This is a genomic window from Pseudomonas marincola, from assembly GCF_900116605.1.
Taxonomy (GTDB): domain Bacteria; phylum Pseudomonadota; class Gammaproteobacteria; order Pseudomonadales; family Pseudomonadaceae; genus Aquipseudomonas; species Aquipseudomonas marincola.
Genome location: NZ_FPBC01000010.1, coordinates 135,608 through 160,509 on the forward strand (window position 1 = coordinate 135,608; position 24,902 = coordinate 160,509).

The 24,902-nt window shown below is 58.1% G+C and carries 24 protein-coding genes; 9 read left to right on the top strand and 15 right to left on the bottom strand.

The genetic code is table 11. The features are described 5' to 3' along the window. Positions 1-100: 100 nt before the first annotated feature. From BM395_RS16495 to BM395_RS16515, 5 genes are all read right to left on the bottom strand, one after another. Positions 101-1,444, bottom strand: a complete 1,344-nt coding sequence (locus BM395_RS16495; RefSeq protein WP_090513825.1) for a DUF1329 domain-containing protein — start codon at positions 1,442-1,444, stop codon at positions 101-103. 439 nt (positions 1,445-1,883) lie between these two features. Continuing rightward, entirely contained in the window at positions 1,884-2,555 is a 672-nt protein-coding gene (gene trmB, locus BM395_RS16500) for a tRNA (guanosine(46)-N7)-methyltransferase TrmB (protein ID WP_244528999.1), read from the bottom strand. 127 nt (positions 2,556-2,682) lie between these two features. Then, positions 2,683-3,477 (bottom strand): thiazole synthase, encoded by a 795-nt coding sequence (locus BM395_RS16505; protein WP_090513831.1) that lies wholly within the window; start codon positions 3,475-3,477, stop codon positions 2,683-2,685. An 80-nt stretch (positions 3,478-3,557) separates the two neighbouring features. Further along, on the bottom strand, positions 3,558-3,758 hold the full coding sequence (gene thiS / locus BM395_RS16510) for a sulfur carrier protein ThiS (protein ID WP_069902433.1): 201 nt from the start codon (positions 3,756-3,758) through the stop codon (positions 3,558-3,560). A gap of 102 nt (positions 3,759-3,860) precedes the next feature. Beyond that, complete coding sequence (locus tag BM395_RS16515; RefSeq protein WP_090513834.1) at positions 3,861-4,229, bottom strand: DUF423 domain-containing protein; 369 nt, start codon at positions 4,227-4,229, stop codon at positions 3,861-3,863. 70 nt (positions 4,230-4,299) lie between these two features. Between BM395_RS16515 and mtgA the strand changes: the two genes are divergently transcribed. Further along, positions 4,300-5,034: a monofunctional biosynthetic peptidoglycan transglycosylase gene (gene mtgA / locus BM395_RS16520; RefSeq protein ID WP_090513838.1), complete on the top strand. Its 735-nt coding sequence runs from the start codon at positions 4,300-4,302 to the stop codon at positions 5,032-5,034. A 6-nt stretch (positions 5,035-5,040) separates the two neighbouring features. Here mtgA and BM395_RS16525 read toward each other — a convergent pair whose 3' ends face one another. The 5 genes from BM395_RS16525 to ftsY all read right to left on the bottom strand — a co-directional run bounded on the left by BM395_RS16525 (position 5,041) and on the right by ftsY (position 9,793). Then, a complete protein-coding gene (locus BM395_RS16525; RefSeq protein WP_090513841.1) occupies positions 5,041-5,652 on the bottom strand; it encodes a hypothetical protein in 612 nt (203 codons plus the stop codon). Positions 5,653-5,709: 57 nt separating this feature from the next. Continuing rightward, positions 5,710-6,564 carry an RNA polymerase sigma factor RpoH gene (gene rpoH, locus BM395_RS16530; RefSeq protein ID WP_069902429.1) on the bottom strand — a complete coding sequence of 285 codons (855 nt, stop codon included), beginning with the start codon at positions 6,562-6,564 and terminating at the stop codon, positions 5,710-5,712. 135 nt (positions 6,565-6,699) lie between these two features. Further along, positions 6,700-7,716: a permease-like cell division protein FtsX gene (gene ftsX / locus BM395_RS16535; protein WP_090513844.1), complete on the bottom strand. Its 1,017-nt coding sequence runs from the start codon at positions 7,714-7,716 to the stop codon at positions 6,700-6,702. Further along, complete coding sequence (ftsE, locus tag BM395_RS16540) at positions 7,716-8,384, bottom strand: cell division ATP-binding protein FtsE (RefSeq protein ID WP_069902427.1); 669 nt, start codon at positions 8,382-8,384, stop codon at positions 7,716-7,718. The genes ftsX and ftsE overlap by 1 nt, the downstream gene beginning before the upstream one ends. Before the next feature lie 59 nt (positions 8,385-8,443). Next, entirely contained in the window at positions 8,444-9,793 is a 1,350-nt protein-coding gene (gene ftsY / locus BM395_RS16545) for a signal recognition particle-docking protein FtsY (RefSeq protein WP_090513847.1), read from the bottom strand. A 457-nt stretch (positions 9,794-10,250) separates the two neighbouring features. Here ftsY and BM395_RS16550 point away from each other — a divergent pair, with 457 nt between their 5' ends. The 4 genes from BM395_RS16550 to BM395_RS16565 all read left to right on the top strand — a co-directional run bounded on the left by BM395_RS16550 (position 10,251) and on the right by BM395_RS16565 (position 14,749). Continuing rightward, positions 10,251-11,606: a M16 family metallopeptidase gene (locus BM395_RS16550; RefSeq protein ID WP_090513850.1), complete on the top strand. Its 1,356-nt coding sequence runs from the start codon at positions 10,251-10,253 to the stop codon at positions 11,604-11,606. Then, complete coding sequence (locus tag BM395_RS16555) at positions 11,599-13,071, top strand: M16 family metallopeptidase (RefSeq protein ID WP_090513854.1); 1,473 nt, start codon at positions 11,599-11,601, stop codon at positions 13,069-13,071. Before BM395_RS16550 ends, BM395_RS16555 begins: the two co-directional genes overlap by 8 nt. Beyond that, positions 13,071-13,664: a 16S rRNA (guanine(966)-N(2))-methyltransferase RsmD gene (gene rsmD, locus BM395_RS16560; RefSeq protein ID WP_069902423.1), complete on the top strand. Its 594-nt coding sequence runs from the start codon at positions 13,071-13,073 to the stop codon at positions 13,662-13,664. The genes BM395_RS16555 and rsmD overlap by 1 nt, the downstream gene beginning before the upstream one ends. Positions 13,665-13,771: 107 nt before the next feature. Continuing rightward, positions 13,772-14,749, top strand: a complete 978-nt coding sequence (locus BM395_RS16565; RefSeq protein ID WP_090513858.1) for a hydrolase — start codon at positions 13,772-13,774, stop codon at positions 14,747-14,749. Positions 14,750-15,648: 899 nt separating this feature from the next. Here BM395_RS16565 and secB read toward each other — a convergent pair. The 3 genes from secB to BM395_RS16580 all read right to left on the bottom strand — a co-directional run bounded on the left by secB (position 15,649) and on the right by BM395_RS16580 (position 16,897). Next, complete coding sequence (gene secB, locus BM395_RS16570) at positions 15,649-16,134, bottom strand: protein-export chaperone SecB (RefSeq protein WP_069902421.1); 486 nt, start codon at positions 16,132-16,134, stop codon at positions 15,649-15,651. Between the two features lie 93 nt (positions 16,135-16,227). Beyond that, on the bottom strand, positions 16,228-16,482 hold the full coding sequence (gene grxC / locus BM395_RS16575) for a glutaredoxin 3 (RefSeq protein ID WP_069902420.1): 255 nt from the start codon (positions 16,480-16,482) through the stop codon (positions 16,228-16,230). 1 nt (position 16,483) lies between these two features. Next, entirely contained in the window at positions 16,484-16,897 is a 414-nt protein-coding gene (locus tag BM395_RS16580; protein ID WP_069902419.1) for a rhodanese-like domain-containing protein, read from the bottom strand. 473 nt (positions 16,898-17,370) lie between these two features. Between BM395_RS16580 and gpmI the strand changes: the two genes are divergently transcribed. The 4 genes from gpmI to BM395_RS16600 all read left to right on the top strand — a co-directional run bounded on the left by gpmI (position 17,371) and on the right by BM395_RS16600 (position 22,729). Continuing rightward, the gene (gpmI, locus tag BM395_RS16585; protein WP_090513861.1) at positions 17,371-18,906 is read left to right on the top strand and encodes a 2,3-bisphosphoglycerate-independent phosphoglycerate mutase; all 1,536 of its coding nucleotides are present in this window, start codon (positions 17,371-17,373) and stop codon (positions 18,904-18,906) included. Between the two features lie 247 nt (positions 18,907-19,153). Continuing rightward, positions 19,154-20,407, top strand: a complete 1,254-nt coding sequence (locus BM395_RS16590; RefSeq protein WP_090513864.1) for a murein hydrolase activator EnvC family protein — start codon at positions 19,154-19,156, stop codon at positions 20,405-20,407. 180 nt (positions 20,408-20,587) lie between these two features. Continuing rightward, positions 20,588-21,889, top strand: a complete 1,302-nt coding sequence (locus tag BM395_RS16595; RefSeq protein ID WP_069902416.1) for a S41 family peptidase — start codon at positions 20,588-20,590, stop codon at positions 21,887-21,889. A 333-nt stretch (positions 21,890-22,222) separates the two neighbouring features. Continuing rightward, complete coding sequence (locus BM395_RS16600) at positions 22,223-22,729, top strand: REP-associated tyrosine transposase (protein WP_090513867.1); 507 nt, start codon at positions 22,223-22,225, stop codon at positions 22,727-22,729. A gap of 477 nt (positions 22,730-23,206) precedes the next feature. Here BM395_RS16600 and BM395_RS16605 read toward each other — a convergent pair whose 3' ends face one another. Beyond that, positions 23,207-23,962 (bottom strand): substrate-binding periplasmic protein, encoded by a 756-nt coding sequence (locus tag BM395_RS16605; RefSeq protein ID WP_069902414.1) that lies wholly within the window; start codon positions 23,960-23,962, stop codon positions 23,207-23,209. Positions 23,963-24,048: 86 nt separating this feature from the next. After that, positions 24,049-24,783, bottom strand: coding sequence for a substrate-binding periplasmic protein (locus BM395_RS16610; protein ID WP_090513928.1), 735 nt, complete (start codon positions 24,781-24,783; stop codon positions 24,049-24,051). Between the last annotated feature and the right edge of the window lie 119 nt (positions 24,784-24,902).

Sequence of the window (24,902 nt, forward strand, 5' to 3'; positions counted from 1 at the left end):
ACGCCGCTCAGCTGTTCGATCAAGAATCAAAGACGATAAAACCAAAAAGCCCTGAATGCGTGCATTCAGGGCTTTTTCATTTAGCAGCGGTAACTGCGGATTAGATGCCGCCGCTGCGCAGGGCCTGTACGGTGAAGTCGGTCCGCTTCAAGTCAGCATTGAAGTCGTACATCGGCTCGTTGTTGTCCAGGCCATCGACAAAGTAGCGGTTGCCCTTGAAGTCGTAAATGGTCTCTAGCGTGCTGCCAAACATCGGCACCTCGTAATAGCTGATCGGATGGCTTTCTTGCAGGCCAATCAGCTTGCCGTCCATGTCATACAGGTCAACGGCCAGAATCTGCCAGCTGTCCTCGTCGAGATAGAAGCGACGCTTGCCGAACGGATGGCGGAAACCTTTACGCAGGTCTGCCTCGACCACCCAAACGCGGTGCAACTCATAGCGCAGCAGCTCGGGGTTGAGGTGCTTGCTCTTAACGATGTTCTCGTAGGGAATGGCTTGCTGGTGAACGGCATAGCTGTTGTAAGGCACAAGCATTTCCTGCTTGCCCTTGAGCGTCCATTCGTAGCGATCCGGCGCGCCATTGTAGGAGTCAACCACGTCGGCCGTGGCCAGACCATTGGTGTCTGGCTGCAGCGAATCGTATGCCAGCATTGGCAGGCGACGCACACGGCGGTCGCCGCGACTGAAACGCCAGGCCTTGCGAATGGCCAGAACCTGATCGATTGTTTCCTGCACCACCAGCGCAGAACCGGCGACGCGTGAAGGCGCGAGAATCTTGTACTTGTAATAGAACAGGGTGTTGTTCAGGTCGCCTGTGGTCATGCCATCGCGGCCATAGACGAAGTAGATATCGCGCTCGAGCTTGAGCAAGTTATAGCTGCCATTCTCCAGCACCGCGGCCTGGTTGGTGACGAAGCGAATCTGATCACCGCGATAACGCATGATGTGATTCCAGATAGCCTCCTGGCCATTCTGCGGAATCGGGAACGGAATGCCTGAGGCCGCACCCTCGACGCCATTACCGCCGGAGATCAGGCGGGCGCCGAGCGCATTTTGCTGAGTTGCATCATAAATGCGTTGCGGCGCGGCAGCGCTGCGATGGGTCGGGAATACGCGCAGGAAATAGTCGGGATTCTTTTCCAGCATGACCTGCAGGCCGATTGGCAACTGCGCCTTGTACTGCGCAAGATTCTGCGCCGAGACGTTATACAGCGGCTGCTCACCCGCGTACGGGTCCGGGTGATGCATGCCCGGCTGATAGTTGGCGGGCGGTGTCGCCAAGCCACCTTCCCAGCGCGGGATAGTGCCGGCAGCATTGCCTGCCATTTCGCCGCCCAGCGGTGTTAAATCACGGCCCAGACGATCGGCCTGCGCGCTATCAACCTTAGCCTGCGCATGAACCGCCAGGCCTGCTAACAGCAGTGCTGAAAGTGTACGTAACACAATAATCTCCCCCAGCGCAGAAGACCGCGCCGCTGTATTTTTATATCCGGTACGAGCCGGGCTTTATTGGTCAGTCGTGGTGAGTCGCCGTCCTGGCATCGGGCATTTCCCGCAAAGATTGCTCCTGCCCCTCAACCGCGCCGGTTTCGACACGCGCGGCGCAGCCACAGAAAGCACCCGGGCGCACACGCAACAGCTGAGGGATTAATCCCGCGCGGAGTTTACCCATTCAAACAAGCATTTGCTTTCAATCTGTCGAGTTTTTTGCACCAGTGCATAAAGCACCATCACCAGGCTTTATAAACCAAGGCAAATCACCGGGGATTTATGCAGATAAGCAACTGCACCGCTGCCGCAAGACAGCAGTGCAATTGATCTGAAGAGGCTGGGGCAAATCGACAATCGCGCTAAAACGCCAAGACCGGCCAGAGTGCGGGGCTTATGCGCTGCGTTGGAATTTCAGGTCCCACACGCCATGACCAAGGCGCTCACCGCGACGCTCGAACTTGGTCGTCGGGCGCTCTTCCGGGCGCGGTACATAGTGGCCGTCAGCCGCCAGGTTGTGATAGCCAGGCGCTGCATTCATCACTTCCAGCATGTACTCGGCATAGGGCTCCCAGTCGGTGGCCATGTGCAGTACGCCGCCCACTTTGAGCTTCTGGCGAACCAACTCGGCAAACGCTGCCTGAACGATCCGGCGCTTGTGGTGACGCGCCTTGTGCCATGGGTCCGGGAAGAACAGCATCAGCCGGTCAAGGCTGTTATCGGCGATGCAATTACGCAGCACTTCCAGCGCATCGCAGCGATACACACGCACGTTGGTCAGGTTCTGCGTCAGCAAGCCATTGAGCAACCCGCCAACACCCGGGCTATGCACCTCAACCCCGATGAAGTCCTGATCCGGCGCGGCGGCCGCCATCTCCAGCAGGGAATGCCCCATGCCAAAGCCGATCTCAAAGGTACGCGGAGCGCTCCGACCAAACACTGCATCGAAATCAGGGGCTCCCTGCTCCAGTTCAAGGCCGAACTTGCTCCAGCCTTGATCCAAACCGCGCTGCTGGCCTTCGGTCATGCGCCCGGCGCGCATCACGAAACTTTTGATAGTGCGCATTTTGGGAGTTGCCTCGGCTGGCGCCTGAGGATCGTGCGAGTCGGTCATTACGTGCTCTTCAATCGTTGGTTCTAAGTCGCCCTGCGCCAGCAACAGGATGCCGGCGCAGAAGCGTCAGGGATAAGTATTAGCCGATCAGGCCATCCAGCGGCGACGAGGCGCTGGCATACAGTTTTTTCGGCATACGCCCGGCGAGGTAAGCCAGACGGCCCGCTTCAATGGCGTACTTCATGGCTTCAGCCATCATGACCGGGTTCTGGGCGTGAGCGATGGCGCTGTTCATCAGCACGGCCTCGCAGCCCAATTCCATGGCGATGGTTGCGTCGGATGCGGTACCTACACCGGCATCAACCAGAACCGGAACGGTGGCCTCTTCCAGAATGATGCGCAGATTATACGGGTTGCAGATGCCCAGACCTGTACCAATCAGACCGGCGAGCGGCATCACCGCAATACAGCCCATAGCCGCCAGCTGACGCGCAATGATCGGGTCATCGCTGGTGTACACCATCACATCAAAGCCATCCTTGACCAGAATCTCGGCGGCCTTGATGGTTTCGATGACATTCGGGAACAGGGTCTTGTCGTCGGCCAGGACTTCAAGCTTGACCAGGTTATGGCCGTCGAGCAGTTCACGCGCAAGGCGACAGGTGCGCACGGCTTCTTCAGCGGTGTAGCAACCGGCGGTGTTGGGCAGGATAGTGAAGCGATCCGGCGAAATTACATCGAGCAGGTTGGGCTCGCCCTTGCGCTGACCAATGTTGGTCCGGCGCACGGCCACGGTTACGATCTCGGCGCCTGACGCTTCAATCGCCGCGCGGGTTTCGCTGTGGTCTTTGTATTTGCCCGTGCCTACCAGCAAACGCGACTGAAAAGTACGGCCGGCCAAAGTGAACGGCTTGTCTTTAATAGCAGAATTCATCGAAAGCTCCTCATGCGAAATAGGCACTGCGGCAAACGGCGGGCACGTTCAGCGCATGGTCAAATAGGGGATGCAGCGTCTCAACCGCCGCCGATGGCATGAACCACTTCTATGCGGTCGCCTTCGCTCAAGCGCGTGCTGGCGTGCTGGCTGCGCGGGACAATATCCAGATTAAGCTCAACGGCCACACGTTGGCCGGTCAGCTCAAGGTGGCTGATCAGATCAGCAACCGTCTGGCCATCTGGGAACTCGAAAGGCTCACCGTTCAACTGAATATGCATGACGGCTCAGTCACATTTTGAGAGGGGGTCGGCATTCTAGCCCGATCCAACCGGATGACCAAGACTGCAACGCGCCATTTGTCATTAAAGCTGACGCATCGGTCAAGTTAATTTCCAGGCAGCCAAGCCCAAACACAGCCAACCCGCCAGAAATGCCAGGCCGCCGAATGGCGTAATAATGCCCAGCTTGCCAATGCCGCTGAGGGTCAGGGCATACAAGCTGCCGGAGAACAGGATAATGCCAAGGGTGAAAAACACCCCGGCCATTGTCACCAGACGGCTGGGCATGTGCAGCGCCAACAGGGCCACGCCAAACAGCGCCAGCGCATGGATCATCTGATAGTGAGTGCCGGTCTGGAACACCGCCAGATAGTCGGCGGTAAGCTTGCTCTTGAGGCCGTGCGCGGCAAATGCACCCAGTGCAACACCGGTAAAACCGGAAATAGCCGACAACAATAACCAAATGCGCATACGCGATCACTCCAGACAAGTTCAAAGTCGCCGCTATAATGGCGCGCAAACTCTCCACGGCCAAGCTCGCATGTTCCGAACCATCCGCCGCCTCCTGTTAAAAGTCATCTTCTGGTTCATGGCCGGCTCATTCCTGCTCGTGCTGATTTTCCGCTGGGTACCGCCGCCAGGCACGGCGTTGATGGTCGAGCGCAAGATTGAGTCCTGGATTGATGGCAAGCCGATCGATCTGCAGCGCACGTGGCGCCCGTGGGCGCAAATATCCGACGATCTCAAAATCGCAGTGATTGCCGGCGAAGATCAGAAATTTGCCGAGCACTGGGGTTTTGATATTCCGGCGATCAGGGCGGCTATTGCGCACAATCAGGAAGGCGGCACGGTTCGAGGGGCAAGCACCCTCACCCAGCAAGTGGCCAAGAACCTGTTCCTGTGGTCGGGTCGCAGTTGGCTGCGTAAGGGCGTCGAGGTGTGGTTTACCGGCTTGCTCGAACTGCTCTGGCCCAAGCAGCGAATTCTAGAGGTGTATCTCAACAGCGCGGAATGGGACACCGGCGTGTTTGGCGCCGAAGCCGCCGCGCAGCATTACTTCGGGGTCGGTGCGCCGTATGTGTCTGCGCAGCAGGCGAGTTTGCTGGCGGCCATTCTGCCGAGCCCGCTCACCCGCAGCGCCAGCCGTCCGAGCGCCTATGTCAGCCGCCGGGCCAACTGGATACGCCGCCAGATGCGCCAGCTCGGCGGCAGCAACTATCTGGTCCAGCTTGAGTCAGCGCCCAGCCAGTGGATTAAAAAACTCGGATTCAACTGATCGGGCTTAACCTTGCTGCAACAACTTGCTCGGGACGATGCGGATCAGCTGCACGGCATCATCGAGAATATGTGCGGTCAGGCCTTGCTGCGGATACACCCAGGCGACACCTGCCGGGAGTTCCAAACGCAAACGCGGCTGGCCGATGCTGCTCACCAGCCGCTCAGGCGCAATATCCTTGGGCGCCAGCACGGTGATGGCGCTTATCCGATGCTTGCCCAGCGGCGCCAGCATCTGCGCGCTCAGCGGCTGCTCATCATCCTGCGGAGTCAACCCCGCTGCCGCCATCAAGCTGCTCATTTCCGCGGCGTCCATCTGCACATCGCCTTCAACGGCCCACGGCTGGCCAGACTCCTCGAAGCTGCCACGAAACAGCAACCGTGCGCCGTCCTTGCGTGGCTGTAGCCACAAATCGCCGCTGACCTGATGCGCCAACTCGGACAAATGCAGTTGATCTTGCGCCAGTGGGTCGAGCACCTGTTGCTGCCAACCCGACAACCACTTGAGCGCAGATGCAGGTGCAGCGGGCTTGGTCAGCCAAGCGCCCCAGGCAAAGAACAGAACGGCCACAATAATCAGGAAGACAATGTGCTTGGAGCTGAGCGAACGAAAATTCATGATTTTCTCTAGGCAGAAAAAAGCCGCACCTGAGTGCGGCTTTAGCGATTTGCTGACTCAGGCTGCGATTGAGCCTTTGAGCTTGTTCATCGCGTTCTTTTCGAGCTGACGAATACGCTCGGCAGACACGTTGTACTTAGCGGCCAGGTCATGCAGGGTGGCCTTCTCTTCAGCCAACCAGCGCTGATAGAGGATGTCACGGCTGCGCTCGTCGAGGCCTTGCAGCGCTTCGTGCAGATTAGCGCTTGAGCTGTCGGACCAATCCGCATTTTCCAGCTGTTGCGCCGGGTCATAACGGTTGTCTTCCAGATACTGGGCTGGCGACTGGAATGCGCTTTCGTCGTCCGCGTCGTTGGCCGGATCAAAGGCCATGTCGTGGCCGGTCAGGCGGCTTTCCATCTCGCGCACTTCGCGCGGCTCAACCCCGAGACTCTCGGCAACAGCGTGCACTTCATCGTTGTTCAGCCAGGCAAGACGCTTCTTCTGGCTGCGCAGGTTGAAGAACAGCTTACGCTGAGCTTTGGTGGTCGCCACTTTGACGATGCGCCAGTTACGCAGGATGAACTCGTGGATTTCGGCACGAATCCAATGCACTGCAAACGACACCAGACGCACACCCATTTCCGGGTTGAAACGCTTCACGGCCTTCATCAGGCCAACATTACCTTCCTGGATCAGGTCTGCCTGAGCCAGGCCATAGCCAGAATAGCTACGGGCGATGTGCACGACGAAACGCAGATGCGCGAGCACCATCTGCCGTGCAGCTTCGAGGTCCTGCTTGTAAAAAAGGCTTTCGGCCAGCTCGCGTTCCTGCTCCGGCGACAGCAGTGGAATGCCGTTGACCGCATGCACGTATGCCTCCAGGTTTGCGCCTGGAACCAAAGCATGTACAGGTTGCAATGAAGTGGACATTTAATTCCTCCGACTGACGAATCGTGTGCAGTCTAACACTGCCAAATCAGACATGGAACGCTTCTACAAGTTCCCCGACCAATAGTCAACATCAATCAAATCAATTAGTTACTAAAGTATTACGGCGCGACCTGCTCAGCGTGGAGCCAGTTCTCTCAAGTGTCGCGCCACCGCCAGCCATGCGCCGATATAACCCAGCAGAACCGCACCAATTACCAGCGAGAAGCCATCACCAACCGGTACGCCATCAAGGGCAAAGTTGCTGCCATACAGGCCGGCGAGATTAACCACGGCCCCGTTCAGCCAGTTCAGGCCGTAAGCCAGCACCAGCCATGCCAACAGCCCGGCACCAAAACCATAGAGCGCGCCCATATAAAGGAAGGGCCGACGCACGTAACTGTCCGTGCCGCCAACCAGCTTTATGACCTCGATTTCGGTGCGCCGGTTCTCGATGTGCAGACGAATGGTGTTGCCGATTACCAGCAGCAACGCCATAACCAACAATAAGGTCAGGCCGAATACAAATCGCTCGCCGAGCTTGAGAATCGCCGACAACCGCTCAACCCAGAGCAGGTCAACCTGCGCCTGCTCGACCTTGGGCAATTCCGACAAACGCTGGCGCAATGCTTCCAGCGTGGGTTTGTCGACCTCTTGCGGCGTCACCAGCACCACACCTGGCAATGGGTTATCCGGCAATTCCTTTAGCGCCTGGCCCAGCCCGGACTGCTGCTGGAACTCGGCCAGCGCCTGCTCGCGACTGATCCACTCGGCGCTTGCGACATTGGGCATGCCTTCGATCTGCTTACTCAGCGCCTGCCCTGCCGCATCTTTAACGTCCAACTGCATGAACAGCGAGATCTGCGCCGCGCGCTGCCATGAACCGCCCAAACGCTCGACGTTATTGAGCAGCAACGACAAGCCCATCGGCAGGCTCAGCGCCACAGCCATTACCAAACAAGTGAAAAAGCTGCCAATCGGCTGCCGGCCAAGACGGCGCAGGCTGTCGACAATGCTCGCCCGATGGCTCTCGACCCAGGCATGGAACTGAGTGCGGAAATCCGGCCCTTCATCAGGGATTTTTGGATCTACTTTCTTCGGCGCAGCGCCAACACGCTGAGCGGGCTGCGGTGGTGGAATACGGGTTGCGCTCATTACACGGCCTCCCCGTCACCAATCAGGCGGCCACGTTGCAGGGTAAGCATGCGGTGGCGCATCCGCGCGATCAGCGCCAGGTCGTGACTGGCGATCAGCACACTGGTGCCAAGCTTATTGATGTCTTCAAACACGCCCATGATCTCGGCGGCCAGACGCGGGTCAAGGTTACCGGTTGGCTCATCCGCCAGCAGCAAGGCCGGGCGGTGAACAATGGCGCGGGCAATACCCACGCGCTGCTGTTGACCGGTAGACAAGTCGCCGGGGAACAATTCGGCTTTGTCGGACAGCGCCACCCGCTCCAACGCCGAACCTACGCGGCTGCCGATTTCGGTTTTGGACAAACCGAGAATCTGCAACGGCAGGGCGACATTGTCGAAGACGCTGCGATCGAACAGCAGCTGGTGATTCTGGAACACCACGCCGATCTGCCGACGCAGATACGGAATCTGCGCGTTGGTGATCTGCGCCAGATCCTGCCCAGCGAGCAGCAACTTGCCGCTAGTCGGCCGTTCCATCGCCAACAACAAGCGCAACAGGGTACTTTTGCCGGCACCCGAGTGGCCGGTCACGAAGAGGAACTCACCACGGCGCACACGAAAACTCAGTTCGTGGAGCCCAACGTGACCATTCGGATAACGCTTACCGACCTGCTCGAAACGAATCATCGAGAGAGTATCCTTGGTTATTTTCTACAAGTGCTTCGCTTACTACTGCTCAGCGTGAATTAACGCTGAGCAAACAGGGCCTGTACAAATGTTTCTGCTTCAAACGTGCGCAAGTCATCAATGCCCTCGCCCACGCCGATATAACGGATTGGCAAACCGAACTGTTTGGCCAGGGCGAAAATAACCCCGCCCTTGGCTGTGCCATCTAGTTTGGTCAGCGCCAGACCGGTAAGCGCCACTGTCTGATTGAACTGTTTAGCCTGATTAATCGCGTTTTGCCCGGTGCCGGCATCCAATACCAGCAGCACTTCGTGCGGCGCGGTGTCATCAAGCTTACCTATGACCCGGCGAACCTTCTTCAGTTCTTCCATCAGGTTATCTTTGGTGTGCAAGCGACCTGCCGTATCAGCGATCAGCACATCCATGCCGCGTGATTTGGCGGCCTGCACCGCATCGAAAATAACCGAGGCCGAATCGGCGCCGGTGTGCTGGGCAATGACCGCGATCTGATTGCGCTCGCCCCACACCTGCAATTGCTCGACGGCAGCGGCGCGGAAGGTATCGCCAGCCGCGAGCATGACTTTCTTGCCTTCCTGCTGGAGTTTCTTCGCCAGCTTGCCAATGGTGGTGGTCTTGCCGGCGCCGTTAACGCCAACCACCAGAATCACATACGGCTGTTTGCTGGTGTCGATCACCAGCGGCTGCTCGACCGGCTTGAGCATGGCGGTCAATTCTTCCTGCAGCGACTGATACAGCGCATTGCTGTTGGTCAGTTGCTTGCGCTCAACCTTCTGGCTGAGGTTATCGATGATGACGTTGGTTGCCTCGACCCCGACATCGGCCACCAGCAGGCTGGTTTCGATGTCATCGATCATGTCATCGTCGATAGTCTTCTGGCCCAGGAACAAGCTGGCCATGCCTTCGCCAAGACTCGAACCGGTCTTCGACAAGCCTTTCTTCAGGCGGCTAAACCAGCCGCCCTGATTATCGTCCGGCTTGTTCTGCTCGACCGCAGGCGCGGCCTCAACCGCAGCTGCAACCACTGGAGCAGCAACAGGCTCAGGCGCAGCAACCACGGGTGCAGGCTCTGGCTCGGGCGCTACTGGCGCAACCGGTTCTGGCGCGGCAGCGGCTGGCTGCTCGGGCTCGACAGGCTGCGGCTGGACTACCGGCGCAGGCGCAACGGGGGCCTCAACAGGTGGCAGCGGCTGCACGGGTTGAGCCGACTCTGTAACGGCAGGCTCAACTGGCGCCGGGGCGGCGGGCTCAGCGGGCGGCGATGCAGGCGCAGCAGGCTCTTGCGGCTTTTTGCGCAACCAGCCGAACAGGCCCTTTTTCTCAGTGGGCTGATCGGTGTTTTTGTCCGCAGGCTGTGCGGGGGTCTTCTTGTCGTCGTTGGAACCAAACATGGAGGACGGCTATCTCAAAGATGCGACAGGCTGGCAAACCACACTAAAGCACCATTTATACGTTGAACTCGCACGTTCTCGGCACAACATGGTGTTTAGTCACGTTTACAGGCATGGTCGTCAGTCAAACGGATGAGTATCCTAGCACCTCCGCGACCGTCGAGGCTAAGCCCAAGCGTGCCCAACCGACAGTTCGCTGTAACCAATAGGTCTGTAAGCCGATTGCCGGCCTGGGTTGTGACCCACGTGCCAGATAGATGATTACGCCTGACCCTGCTGGGCTCAAGGCAAAAACCGAGGAGACCTGTTTGTTAGCTCCCAATTCACGACGAAACGCGACAATCCACAGGGTCTGCAGCGCAGCCCTTCTGGCCAGCGCCTCACGAGGCGAAACTCCGCGGACTGGCATTGTTTACACGCCAGACCTGAACGCTCTCTGAATGTGAATACAGCTCTTATGAAATCATTTTGCCATCAGGCTGCAGGTCTGTTCCTCAGCGCGCTTGTTGTGCCGTTGAGTGCGCTGGCCGCCGCCCCGCAACCGACTCACGAATTCACCCTCGACAACGGCCTCAAGGTCATTGTCCGCGAAGATCACCGCGCCCCCGTGGTGGTTTCCCAACTTTGGTACAAGGTGGGTTCCAGCTACGAGACACCGGGTCGCACCGGCTTGTCGCACGCCCTTGAACACATGATGTTCAAAGGCAGCGAAAAACTCGGCCCGGGCGAAGCGTCACACGTGCTGCGCGAACTCGGCGCCGAAGAAAACGCCTTCACCAGCGATGACTACACCGCTTACTACCAGGTGCTCGCCAGCGATCGCCTGCCCGTCGCCTTCGAGCTTGAAGCAGACCGCATGGCGACCCTGAAAGTCCCGGCTGACGAGTTCAAGCGCGAGATCGAAGTGATCAAGGAAGAACGCCGCCTGCGCACCGATGACAAACCCACCAGCAAGGCATTCGAGCGTTTCAAGGCTATGGCTTACCCTGCCAGCGGCTATCACACGCCGACCATTGGTTGGATGGCCGACTTGCAACGCATGCAGGTTGAAGAACTGCGTGACTGGTACCAGGCCTGGTATGCGCCGAACAACGCGACGCTGGTTGTCGTCGGTGATGTGACGCCAGATCAGGTTAAAAAGCTCAGCGAGAAATACTTCGGTCCCGTCCCGCGTCGCGCCGTGCCTTCGTCCAAAGCGCCGCTGGAGCTGGCCACGCCGGGTGAACGCAAAATCACCCTGCACGTTAATACTCAGTTGCCGAACTTGCTAATGGGCTTCAACGTGCCCGGCCTTGCGACGGCAAAAGACCCGCGTCAGGTGCACGCCTTACGTCTGATCTCGGCGCTGCTCGACGGCGGCTACAGCGCGCGTCTGCCTTCACGCCTTGAGCGCGGTCAGGAACTGGTCTCCGGCGCATCGGCCTGGTACGAGCCGTTCAGCCGGGGCGACAGCCTGTTTGTGCTTTCCGCCACGCCGAACGAGCAAACCGGCAAGACCATCGAGCAGGCCGAAGCTGGCTTGTGGGCCGAACTGGAAGACCTTAAGAAGAACCCGCCAAGCGCCGAAGAAATGGCCCGCGTACGCGCCCAGGTCATTGCCGGACTGGTTTATGAGCGCGACTCGATTACCGGTCAGGCCATGGCCATCGGCCAACTTGAAACCGTGGGCCTGTCGTGGAAGTTGATGGACCAGGAACTCAAGGCGCTTGAAGCCGTAACGCCGGCTGACATTCAGGCAGCCGCGAAAACCTTCTTTACCCGCGACCGCCTCAGCGTCGCCTATGTATTACCTGAGGAGAAGGGCAATGAATAAGCGCAATAGTCTTGGCCACTGCCTCACTCGCGGCCTGCTCGGCCTGGCGCTGAGCACCTCGCTGGTTATCAGCCACAACGCGCTGGCAGACACCGCCAAAGTTGATGGCAGCAAACTCGAATCACTCGCTGGCCTCGACGGCAAAGCGCCCGTGCGTCGCGACCTGAACATCCAGTCATGGAAAACCAAGGAAGGCGCCAAGGTGCTGTTCGTTGAAGCCCATGAATTGCCGATGTTCGATCTGCGCCTGACATTCGCCGCCGGCAGCAGCCAGGACGGCGATAAGCCGGGCCTGGCCATGCTGACCAACGCCATGCTCAACGAAGGCGTGCCGGGCAAGGATGTCAGTGCAATCGCGGCCGGCTTTGAAGACCTCGGCGCTGACTTCGGCAACGGTTCCTACCGCGATATGGCCGTCGCCAGCTTGCGCAGCCTGAGTGCTGCCGACAAGCGCGAACCGGCGCTGAAACTGTTTGGTGAAGTGCTCGGCAAGCCCACATTCCCGCAAGACTCGCTCGACCGGATCAAGAATCAGGTGCTGGCAGGCTTCGAGTATAAAAAGAAGAACCCGGGCACATTGGCAAGCCAGGCATTGTTCGCCAATCTCTACGGCGACCATCCTTACGCCCACCCGAGTGACGGCAACGAGAAATCGATTCCGGCGATCACCCGCGAACAACTGCAAGCGTTCCACGCCAAGGCCTACGCCGCTGGCAACACGGTGATCGCGCTGGTGGGTGATTTGTCACGTACTGAAGCCGAAGCGCTGGCCGCCCAGGTTTCTGCCGACTTGCCGAAAGGCCCGGCGCTCGCGGTTATTGCCCAGCCACAAGAGCCGAAAGCCAAGACCGAGCACATCGAGTTCCCATCCAAACAGACGCACCTGATGATCGCGCAAATGGGCATCGACCGGCGTGACCCGGACTATGCAGCGCTGTATCTGGGCAACCAGATATTCGGTGGCGGCGGTTTCGGCACACGCCTGATGGAAGAAGTCCGCGAAAAGCGCGGCCTGACTTACGGCGTCTACTCAGGCTTTAGCGCCATGCAGGCGCGCGGCCCGTTCATGATCAACCTGCAAACCCGCGCCGAACTCAGCGCCGGCACTCTGCAACTGGTCAAAGACCTGCTCGCTGATTACCTGAAGAACGGCCCGACCGAAGATGAGCTGAACAAAGCCAAACGTGAGCTGGCAGGCAGCTTCCCGCTTTCGACCGCCAGCAATGAAGCAATTGTCGGCCAACTGGGTTCTATCGGCTTCTATAATCTGCCATTGGATTACCTCGAAACCTTTATGCAGCAAGTGCAGGCATTAACGGTTGAGCAGGTGAAAACAGCCATGGCCAAACACCTCGACCCTGAAGCGCTGGTAATCGTTACCGCCGGCCCTACAGTTGAGCAAAAAGAACTACCGCCACCGACCGACAAACCTGTCGAGCAACCCGCTGGCGTACCGGAGCACTGATGCGTAAATCTGCAGGTATCAATCCCAGCCACTCGGGCCTCGGCCAACTGCGAATCATCGCGGGAGAGTGGCGTTCGCGCCGCTTCAGCTTTCCGGACGCACAGGGTTTGCGGCCAACGCCCGATCGCGTAAGGGAAACCCTGTTCAACTGGCTGGCGCCTTACGTTGAAGGCGCCAAAGTGCTCGATGTGTTCACCGGCAGCGGCGCATTGTTTCTCGAGGCGCTGTCACGTGGCGCCTCCCGCGCGCTGGCACTGGACATGAACCCGGACTCGATCGCCTCCCTGCGCGGGCATTTGCAAACACTGCGCTGCGAGCACGGCCAATTGGCTCAGGCTGATGCGCTGACCTATCTGCAAACCCAGCCTGCGACCCAGTTCGATCTGGTGTTTCTCGATCCGCCGTTCCACCAGAATCTGCTGGCCCCAGCGTGCAATCTGCTGGAAACACACGGCTGGCTGAGCAGTGATGCGTGGATTTATAGTGAAAGCGAAACCGCGCCATCCACACTGGGCTTGCCAGGCAACTGGCGCCTGCACCGGGAGAAGAAATCCGGGCAGGTTTACTACGCCCTGTGGCAGCGCACGGCTTAAACCAAGGCAGGCTTTTGCAGTGCTGGCGTGACGGGTATTGCGCCTGAAGCGCCTGCTTGCGTCGGCTCGGGGAATCGGCGCCCGACGAACTACAGATCGGAAACAGCATGAACACAGCATTTAAACCAGCCTGGTGGTTACCTGGCGCACATAGCCAAACGCTGTGGAATTCGATGTGTCGCACCCCGCCGAAGCTTGAGCGTCGCCGGGAACGTCTGTGGCTGGCTGACAGCGACTTTCTCGACCTCGACTGGTACGGCCAACACGATGTCGAGGCGCCGCTGGTTCTGGTGCTGCACGGTCTTACCGGCTCCTCCAGCTCACTTTATGTGCTCGGCTTGCAGCAGAGTCTGGCGCAACAGGGCTGGGCCAGTGTGGCCTTGAATTGGCGCGGCTGTTCGGGCGAGCCCAACCTTTTGCCCCGAGCATACCATTCGGGTGCCAGTGAAGATTTGCGCGAAACCATCAATCACCTGCGCGCCCAGCGGCCAATGGCGCCATTGTATGCGGTGGGTTATTCGCTGGGCGGCAATGTGTTGCTCAAATACCTGGGCGAAAGTGGCGCGCAAAGCCACCTGCAAGGCGCGGTGGCGGTATCGGTGCCCTACCGGCTGGACCAGTGCGCGGACCGTATCGGCATAGGTTTTTCCAAGGTGTATCAAGCGCACTTCATGCGCGAGATGGTCGCCTATGTAAAGAATAAACAGCGCCTGTTTGCCCATCACGGCCAAACCGAACACCTGGCCAAGCTCGATAGTCTGGGCTCGCTTGAGAATATGCGCACCTTCTGGGACTTTGACGGCCGCATCACCGCGCCGCTGCATGGTTTTAGCGATGCGCAGGATTATTACAAACGCTCATCGAGCCGTTATTACCTCGGCGCAATCGAATGCCGCACGCTGCTGATTCAGGCCGCAGACGATCCCTTCGTATTCCGCCAAAGCCTGCCGGATGCGCATGAACTCTCGGCCAGCACCGAGTTTGAACTGCACGCACACGGCGGCCACGTTGGCTTCATCGACGGCAGCGTGAAAAAACCGGGCTATTACCTCGAACGCAGAATCCCACAGTGGCTGGCGAGTTAAAGCGCGCCGGACACACAGGCCAAGGTGCTTGGCTGAAAATGTTTTGCGGGTCGTAAATCGCCATGACGGATTGCCCACAGGGCTATCCATCCTCCGATGGGGTTCGGCAGAAGATTTGCGGCGGACGCATAATTCAAACGGAGGATGGATAAACCGCAGGTTAATCCGTCATGACTGATTATCGGTTGCACCAGATCGGGCGTTTGATTGCATCGTGGGATTGGGTACCGGCGCGAATATTTTCGCGGGACATGCATCGCTATGACGGATTGCCCCGACGGGGCTATCCATCCTCCGACGGGGTTCGGCCGGGGATTTGCGGCGGCCGCATTAACCCAACGGAGGATGGATAAACCGCAGGTTAATCCGTCATGGCTGATTATCGGTTGCGCAAGATCGGGCGTTTGATTGCGTCGTGAGCTTGCGCGGCGACGCGAATGGTTCGCAAGGCATACATCGCTATGACGGATTGCCCGCAGGGCTATCCATCCTCCGACGGGGTTCGGCCGGGGATTTGCGGCAGATGCATTAACTAAATGAGGGATGGATAAACCGCAGGTTAATCCGTCATGACTAAGTATCGGTTGCACCAGATCGGGCGTTTTTTGCGTCGTGAGATTGCGCGGCGGCGCGAATATTTTCGCGAGGCATACATGGCCATGACGGATTGCCCACAGGGCTATCCATCCTCCGATGGGGTTTGGCCGGGGATTTGCGGTAGATGCATAATTCGAACGGAGGATGGATAAACCGTAGGTTAATCCGTCATGGCGGCATATGGGGTGAACAATAGGCTTTCTCTCGCGGCGAGTATCCAAATCCCATAAAACAAAAAACCCCGAGGCCTGGGCCTTCGGGGTTTTGTTTCAGCGGTTGCTGCAGAGCAACACTATTCGGTGTTACTGAACAGTGGCGTCCGGAGCTGCTTGCTGAATACGCTGCAGCTCTTGGGCATACAGGGCATCGAAGTTCACCGGTGCCAGCATCAGGGCTGGGAACGAGCCACGAACAACCAGGCTGTCCAGGGTTTCGCGTGCATACGGGAACAGGATGTTCGGGCAAAAAGCGCCGAGGGTGTGGCTCATCGATGCTGCATCGAGGCCCTTGATCAGGAAGATACCGGCCTGCTGGATTTCAGCAATGAAGGCAACTTCTTCACCGTTCTTGACGGTTACGGACAGGGTCAGCACCACTTCGTGGAAATCGCCATCAAGCGACTTCTGACGAGTGTTCAGGTCCATCTCAACGCTTGGAGTCCATTCCTGACGGAAAATCTCAGGGCTCTTCGGCGCTTCAAAGGACAGGTCACGCACATAAATACGCTGCAGGGAAAACTGCGGAGTTTGTTCGCCCTGTGCGGCGCCGTTGTTAGCTTGCTCAGTCATGCCAAAGCCTTCTTGTAGTTAATGCCAGTTAATTGAAGGGTGATTACCTGCATCAGCAGCCCGCGGGCCTGCCGGCGGTAATCACACCCGATGTCAGCCTTTGAGCAACGCGTCGAGTTTGCCCGCGCGCTCCAGCGCATATAGCTCGTCGCTGCCGCCAACGTGAGTGCTGCCGATCCAGATCTGCGGCACCGACGTACGGCCAGCTTTCTTGGTCATTTCAGCGCGAACGCCCGGTTTGCCATCAACCTGTATTTCTTTGAAGTCTACGCCTTTACTGCTCAGCAATTGCTTGGCGCGCATGCAGAACGGGCAGTAGTCACTCGAATATATTACGACTTCAGACATATCACTTCACCACGGGAAGGTTATCACCACGCCAGCTAGCAATGCCGCCGGCAAGCTTGGCGGCAGTGAAGCCAGCCTTCATCAGCTCACGTGCAGAGGTGCCAGCATGCTGACCCATTGCATCGACCACGATAACGGTCTTGTCTTTGAATTTCTCAAGCTCGGCGATGCGCGACGTCAACTTTTCGTACGGGATGTGTACAGAACCAACAATATGACCTGCCGAGAAGTCTTTCTGATTACGGATATCCACAACCACACCCTGCTCGCTGTTGAGCAATGCAGTCAACTCGCGGCTGCTCAGGCTTTTGCCGCCTTTGCGCATTTCAGTGAACAGCAGCAACACCAGCAGTACGACGAAAATGCCACTCAGAATAAAGTGGTTTGTAACGAATTCGATAAGATGGGCAAGCATCAGAATATTCCAGGGCGATAAGTCGGAAGGAGCAGACCATTCCTGGCGTGCTCTCCCTCTGAGAACCGTGCGTGCAGCTCTAACCACAACCGGTTCAAGCCCACAAAAGCCAATCTTCCAGACTGGCAACACACGAAATTGCGCGTGACTTTACCACTATCAGTCACGATGAGGCAGCCCTACATGTTACCGGCTGTAGGCCTTTGCCTGGCGATTTAAGCCGCACGACCTGATCGACTGGCACCTCGGCAGACCGCCAGCCTGCGCATGTTTGAGCACCACAATCAGCACACGTACCGACGAAAGCGCGCTGACCGCTGCCTTCTATACAAACAATCAACACACTTGCATCGGAGCAAACACCCCGTCCCCAGCGGCCCTATGTCGCGCAAAACGTCTGTGGCGGTGACGTAGGCGCTCGCAGGGCTTAAAATGGCTGATCTTTCGCACAAAACGCAGAGTGAGCCAGCTTTATGAGCGCCACGCCAACCCCTTTGGTCCTGATTATCCTTGATGGCTTCGGCCATAGTGACAACCCGGAATTCAACGCTATCTACGCCGCAAACACCCCGGTTTACGATCACCTGCTGGCCACTCAGCCACACGGTTTGATCTCGGGCAGCGGCATGGATGTTGGCCTGCCAGATGGCCAGATGGGCAACTCGGAAGTCGGCCACATGAACCTCGGTGCCGGCCGCGTGGTGTATCAGGATTTCACCCGCGTGACCAAAGCCATTCAAGACGGCGACTTTTTCAACAACCCCGCGATTACCAGCGCGGTCGACAAGGCCGTTGGCGCCGGTAAAGCCGTGCACATCCTCGGCCTGCTCTCGGATGGCGGTGTACACAGCCATCAGGACCACATTGCGGCAATGATCGAACTGGCCGCTCAGCGTGGCGCAGAAAAAATCTACCTGCACGCCTTCCTTGATGGTCGCGATACGCCGCCGAAAAGCGCTGAAGCGCCAATCGAGTTCATTGAAAACACCTTCGCCCGCATTGGCAAAGGCCGTTTCGCCAGCCTGATCGGCCGCTACTTTGCGATGGACCGCGACAATCGCTGGGATCGCGTAGCGCAAGCCTACCAACTGATCGCCGCCGGCCAGGGTCTGTTCAACGCCGAGTCCGCACAAGCCGGCCTCGCCGCCGCCTACGCCCGCGAAGAGAACGACGAATTCGTCAAAGCCACCACCATCGGCGACGCTGTACGCGTTGAAGATGGCGACGCGGTGGTGTTCATGAACTTCCGCGCCGACCGCGCCCGCGAATTGACCCGCACTTTTGTCGAGCCGGACTTCAGCGAGTTCGAGCGTGGCTACGTGCCTAAGCTGGCTGACTTCGTGATGCTGACCCAATACTCCGCCAGCATCAAAACCCCAAGCGCATTCAAACCGGATGCCTTGAGCAACGTGCTCGGCGAATACCTGGCCAAGCAGGGCAAGACCCAGCTGCGCATTGCCGAGACCGAGAAGTACGCGCACGTAACCTTCTTCTTCTCCGGTGGCCGCGAGGAGCCGTTTGCAGGCGAGGAACGCATTCTGATCCCGTCGCCAAACGTCGCAACCTACGACTTGCAGCCGCAGATGAGCGCACCCGAAGTCACCGACAAAATTGTCGATGCGATTGAAAATCAGCGCTACGACGTGATTGTCGTCAACTACGCCAACGGCGACATGGTTGGCCACACTGGCGTGTTCTCGGCCGCCGTCGCCGCCGTTGAATGCCTCGACAGCTGTGTGGGTCGCATCGTGACAGCCCTCGACAAAGTCGGCGGCGAAGCACTGATTACTGCCGACCACGGCAACGTCGAACAGATGGAAGACGTCTGCACCGGCCAGGCACATACCGCTCATACCTGCGAGCCGGTGCCTTTCATTTATGTCGGCAAACGTAACGTTGACCTGCGTGAAGGCGGCGTTCTAGCCGATGTGGCTCCGACCATGTTGACGTTGATGGGCCTCGAAGTGCCTGCCGAAATGACCGGCACCAGCATCGTCAGCCTGAAATAAGGCCTGCATCACAGCGCAAACCTGCCAGCCCGCACGGCTGGCAGACAAGCATGCAGCGGGTCGCCGATTTTTTAGGCATACTAGGTCGCGTGCGTTGTGTGGCTGGTCGTGCATTATCAAGCCACCCCGATTACAGCTGGAGCAGGCCATTGGCGTATGCTCCCGGCTGGTTTGGCCAGGTTTGAGTTGCCCACACCCGCGCTGAGTTATCCACAGTCCGACCCTTTATCCAGGTGCCGCCCGCCCCATGTATCGCGCTCTCATCTTCGTGCTTATGACCTGCCTGGTGTCTCCGGTATTTGCCGATGACAAAGCAGCCGCCGAACAACAGCTCAAAGCGGCGCAGAAGGATGTTGCCGAACTGAAAAAACTGCTGGATAACCTGCAGAAAGAAAAGTCCGGCGTGCAGAAGTCGCTTAAGCAGACTGAAACCGAGATGGGCCAGTTGGAGAAACAGGTCAACGACCTGCAAAAAGAACTGGAAAGCGGTGAAGAAGAAGCCAAACGGCTGGATGCAGAGAAAAAAAAACTCGAAGAAGCGCGCCATGAACAGCAACGACTGATCGGCATTCAAGCCCGCGCGGCTTACCAGAGCGGCCGGCAGGAATACCTCAAGCTGCTGCTCAACCAGCAAAACCCGGAAAAATTCTCGCGCACCATGACGTATTACGACTACGTCAGCGAGGCGCGCATGGAACAGCTCAGCGCCTTCAACGAGACGCTCGAGCAACTGCGTAACGTTGAACAAGACATCATCGCCCAGCAAAACAAACTGCTGGAGCAGAAAAACGCACTGGACGACCGTACGGCCAAACTGGCCAAGGTGCGGGAAGAGCGAAAACTGGCACTGGCCAAGCTCGACAAGCAATATTCAGATCGTGACCGCAAGCTAAAATCCCGCCAGAAAGACCAGCAACAACTCACCAACGTAATCAAAACCATCGAAGCCACCCTCGCCCGCCAGGCCCGCGAAGCCGAGCTGGCGCGCCAACGGGCACTCGCCGAAACACGTGAACAACAACGCGAGCAGCAAAGCGCTACCCCAAGCCGCCCAGCCAGCGGCCCGATTGTTACTTCGGGCGCGGTATACGGCGGCCCGTTCGCCAAGGCCAAGGGCAAATTGCCATGGCCGGTTAACGGGCGAATCGTCGCAAGCTTTGGCACCGCACGCGGCGAAGACACCCGCACCAAGTGGGACGGCGTACTCATCGGCGCGCAAGCCGGCAGCCAGGTTCACGCCGTACACGGTGGCCGCGTGGTGTTTGCCGACTGGTTACGCGGCGCCGGCCTGTTGGTGATTCTGGACCACGGCAACGGCTATCTGACGCTCTACGGCCACAATCAGAGCCTGTTGAAAGATGCCGGCGACATCGTCAAAGCCGGTGAGGCCATCGCGACTGTCGGCACCAGCGGCGGGCAGAGCACCCCGGCCCTGTACTTCGCCATTCGCCAGCAAGGCCGCCCCAGCAACCCGACGCAATGGTGCCGCTCGCAGGGTTGAACAACAACTTTCATGTGCACCGGCAACCACTTAATTAAAGGCAGATGCCAGTGCAGAGTTAAAACGTGATTTACTTACTGAACTTAAACATTTTGTAAACGGTCGTTACGCTAATGCGTTACACCGCCCGTTTTGCGCCACAAGATATGCGCCACCTCATCGTGTAGGAGTTTGTACGCTATGCCGCAATTGTTCCGCGCCACATCGCTCGCCCTGGCAGCAACACTGCTGGGCGGAGCCTCGTTGTTGCACGCTGCAGAGCCCACTGAGACTGTAGCCAGCAGCAAGGCGCCGCTGCCGCTCGATGAGCTGCGCACTTTTGCCGAGGTGATGGACCGGATCAAAACCGCCTACGTCGAACCGGTGAGCGACAAGACCCTGCTGGAAAACGCCATCAAAGGCATGCTCAGCAACCTCGACCCGCACTCGGCCTACCTTGAGCCAGATGACTTCGCTGAACTGCAGGAAAGCACCAGCGGTGAGTTTGGCGGCCTGGGGATTGAAGTCGGCATGGAAGACGGCTTCGTCAAAGTGATATCGCCCATCGACGACACCCCGGCCTCGGCGGCAGGCATCCAGCCGGGCGACCTGATCATCAAGATCGACGACCAGCCGACCAAAGGCCTGTCTATGATGGAAGCCGTCGACAAGATGCGCGGCAAAGCAGGCAGCAAGATCAAGCTGACCCTGGTACGCGACGGCGGCAAACCATTCGACGTGACCCTGACTCGCGCAGCGATCAAGGTCAAAAGCGTTAAGAGCGAATTGCTGGACGACGGCTACGGCTACCTGCGCATCACCCAGTTCCAGGTTAAAACCGGCGAAGAAGTCGGCAAGGCACTGGCCAAACTGCGCAAGGAAAACGCCAAGAAGCTCAGCGGTATCGTTCTCGACTTGCGCAACAACCCAGGCGGCGTTCTGCAGGCAGCGGTTGAAGTGACTGACCACTTCCTCAAGAAAGGCCTCATCGTCTACACCAAGGGCCGCATCCCCAATTCGGAACTGCGCTTCTCCGCAGATCCGGCCGACGCCAGCGAAGGCGTGCCATTGGTGGTACTTATCAACGGCGGCAGCGCCTCGGCTTCCGAGATCGTCGCCGGCGCCCTGCAAGACCACAAACGCGGCGTGCTGATGGGCACCGACAGCTTCGGTAAAGGCTCGGTCCAAACCGTATTGCCGCTGACCAACGACCGCGCCCTGAAACTCACCACGGCGTTGTACTACACGCCTAATGGCCGCTCGATTCAGGCGCAGGGCATCGTGCCAGACATCGAAGTCACCCGCGCCAAAGTCACCAAGCTACAAGCAGACTCCATCTACAAAGAAGCCGATCTGCAAGGCCACCTCGGTAACGGCAACGGCGGCAAAGACAAGCCAACCGGCAGCCAGGCCGCCAGCAAGCGCAAGCTGCAGGACGACGACTACCAACTGAGCCAAGCCCTGAACCTGCTCAAAGGCCTGAACGTAACCCGCAGCAACTAAGTGCCGATGACGGATTGCGTTGCTTCGCGCCGCTATCCATCCTCCGGATTTGTGCGGCGGCATATGTGGAGGATGGAATCCCCGTAGGGGCTTCCGTCATGACAATCCTGGATATGTATGCGGTTGAGCCATTGATCCGATGCGCGCCATTGACGGATTACGCAACGACGGATTGCGTTGCTGCGCTCCGCTATCCATCCTCCGACGTGTTCATCCTTCAATCGTATGCATCCGCCGGCCTATCCATTTTCCGGTTCATTGGCATTTCGGTGGCTGTGCTAACGGGCTCTTTTATCCCGACTATGCTTTGGCCGATGCAAGGGAGGGGCAAGGATGCCGAACTATCGACGTATTTATGTGCCTGGGGCGACTTGGTTCTTCACCGTGAACCTGTTGCATCGCGAAGACAACGACCTGTTAATCCAACATATCGGCTTGCTACGCGACGCGGTGCGGCGGGTTAAGACCCTGCACCCGTTCCAAATCGATGCGTGGGTCGTTCTTCCGGAGCATATCCATTGCGTATTAACGCTACCGGCTGGCGATAGCAATTATTCGCTTCGCTGGCGCCTGATCAAGTCCACTTTTAGCCAATCATTACCGCGCGGGGAATCACGCTCGAACGTGCGCATTCTTCGCGGTGAACGCGGCATTTGGCAACGTAGATTCTGGGAACGTTTGATTCGTGACGAGAAGGACTTCCGTGAGCACGTGGATTACGTACACGGAAATCCGCTCACTCATGGTTGGGTCTGCCGGGTGAAAGACTGGCCGTATTCCACCTTTCACCGGGATGTGCGCAACGGGATATATCCCATCGACTGGGGTGGTCCGGAATAATTGAGGTTGTGTGTCAATACGGATCGCGCAATGACGGATTGCGTTGCTTTGCGCCGCTATCCATCCTCCGGTCTTGTGTATGGCGGGCGGGCATATGTGGAGGATGGAATCCCCGCAGGGGCTTCCGTCATGGCGATTTCGGATATGTGCGCGGTTGTGCAATTGGTCCGGTGTGCGTCGTGATGGATTACGACATGACGGAACGCGTTGCTTCGCTCCGCCATCCATCCTCCGGTCTTGGGTACGGCGGGCGGGCATATGTGGAGGATGGAATCCCCGTAGGGGCTTCCGTCATGCCGATCTCGGATATGGGCACGGTTGGGCCATGGATCCGGTGTGCGCCGTGACGGATTACGTAATGACGGATTGCGTTGCTTTGCGCCGCTATCCATCCTCCGGTCTTGGGTACGGCGGGAAACCTATACGGATGTTGGATATGGGCGCGGTTCGGCGCGCCCAAAAAACGTCGGGGTACGGCTACAGGTAGCTGTTGGTCATGTCGTCGACGAAGCCTTCTTTGCGCAGTTCATCGAGGGCTTTTTGCAGGCGTTCGACTACTTCGTCCGGGGTGTCTTTGTTGAGGGCGAGGTACAGTTCGGCTTCGTTGAAGCGCAGCACGGTGTTGAGGCCGGTAACGCCTTCCTGCTTGGCCAGGTAACGGCCGACTGGATCGGTGGTTGCCCACAGGTCGATCTTGCCATCCATCAGCTTGGCGATGTTCTGCTGATCGCGCAGCGCGTTGATGGGCGACATGCCCTGCGACTCAAGATGCTGGCTCACGGCATCGTTTTTATAGGCGCCGATGGTGTATTGCGCGGCATCTTTCAGGGTTGCAACGCTGATGGTGTTGCCCGGCGCCGAGAGCAGTACCCAGCCGGTTTTAGCCAGCGGGCCGACCCATTTGAACAGCGGCTCGCGCTCTGGGGTGAAGGTCGTTGAGAACAGTGCGTAGTTGGGCTTTTCCAGTGTCAGCCGGTACAGGCGATCCCACGGGAAGCGCAGAGTCAGCGAATATTTGATACCGGCACGCTTGAACATTTCCCGCACGATGTCGGCGCTGATGCCGTCAATGCCATCATCACGAGCGAAGTTCTTGTCATCGACAGCCATGTTGAATGGCGGAAAGTTTTCCGTCAGCAACACCACCTTGTAGTCTTCCGGCAGTTCTGCGCGTGCAGCGCACGCCGCCATGGCCAAGCCGAACAGCAAACCGATTTTCAGGGTTTTCAGCATTCGATGATTCGCTCTGTTGTGATTATTGTTAACGGCTGCGCCCGGCATCGAGCCGAGCACAAAACCGAGCTTAGGTAAATGCAGGCTTACAGGTAGTTGTTGAGAATATCGTCAACAAATCCCTCTTTGCGCAGCGCATCCAGTTCGGACTGCAACTTCTGCACCACTTCATCCGGCACTTCATTGTTGAGCGCCAGATACAGCTGCGCAGTGTCGAAGCGCAAAACGGTCTTCAAGCCAGTGATACCGGCTTGCTTGGCCAGATAGCGGCCAGCCGGATCGCCCGTCGCCCACAAGTCGATCTCGCCAGACATTAGCTTTTGCGCGTTGGCCTGATCACGCAGCACGGTAATCGGCTGCAGACCCTTTTCGGTCAGATGCTGAGCAATAGCGTCACCTTTGTAGGCGCCCACCTTGTAATTTTTTGCCTCGTCGAGGTTTTTCAGGGTGATGGTGTTGTCGCTCCTGCCGAGCAATACCCAGTCATCCGGCCCGATCGGCCCGACCCATTTAAACTGGTCTTCACGCTCGGGCAGGCGCGCCGTGACAAACACGCCATAGTCGGGCTTGGTCATGGCCAGGTTGTAGATCCGGTCCCACGGGAAGCGCAGTGTCAGGTTGTATTTGATGCCTGCACGCTTGAACACTTCGCGGACGATGTCCACGGCGATGCCATCGATATTGTCTTCTTGGGCGAAGTTTTTACCGTTGATGGCCATGTTGTATGGCGGGAAATTTTCGGTGAGCAATACCATGCGGTATTCAGGGTCGATTTCAGCACGCGCCATTGTTGAAATCATCACGAGCGCACAGGCGCTCATCCAGCAGAAACGCTTCCACATAAGACAGCTCGCAACCTAGGTTTAGTCAATAAAACGAGGGGCCAGCTTAGCTGTGTTTGACTGCGCGCAAAGGCAAAACTTGATCAAGTGAGACGCAG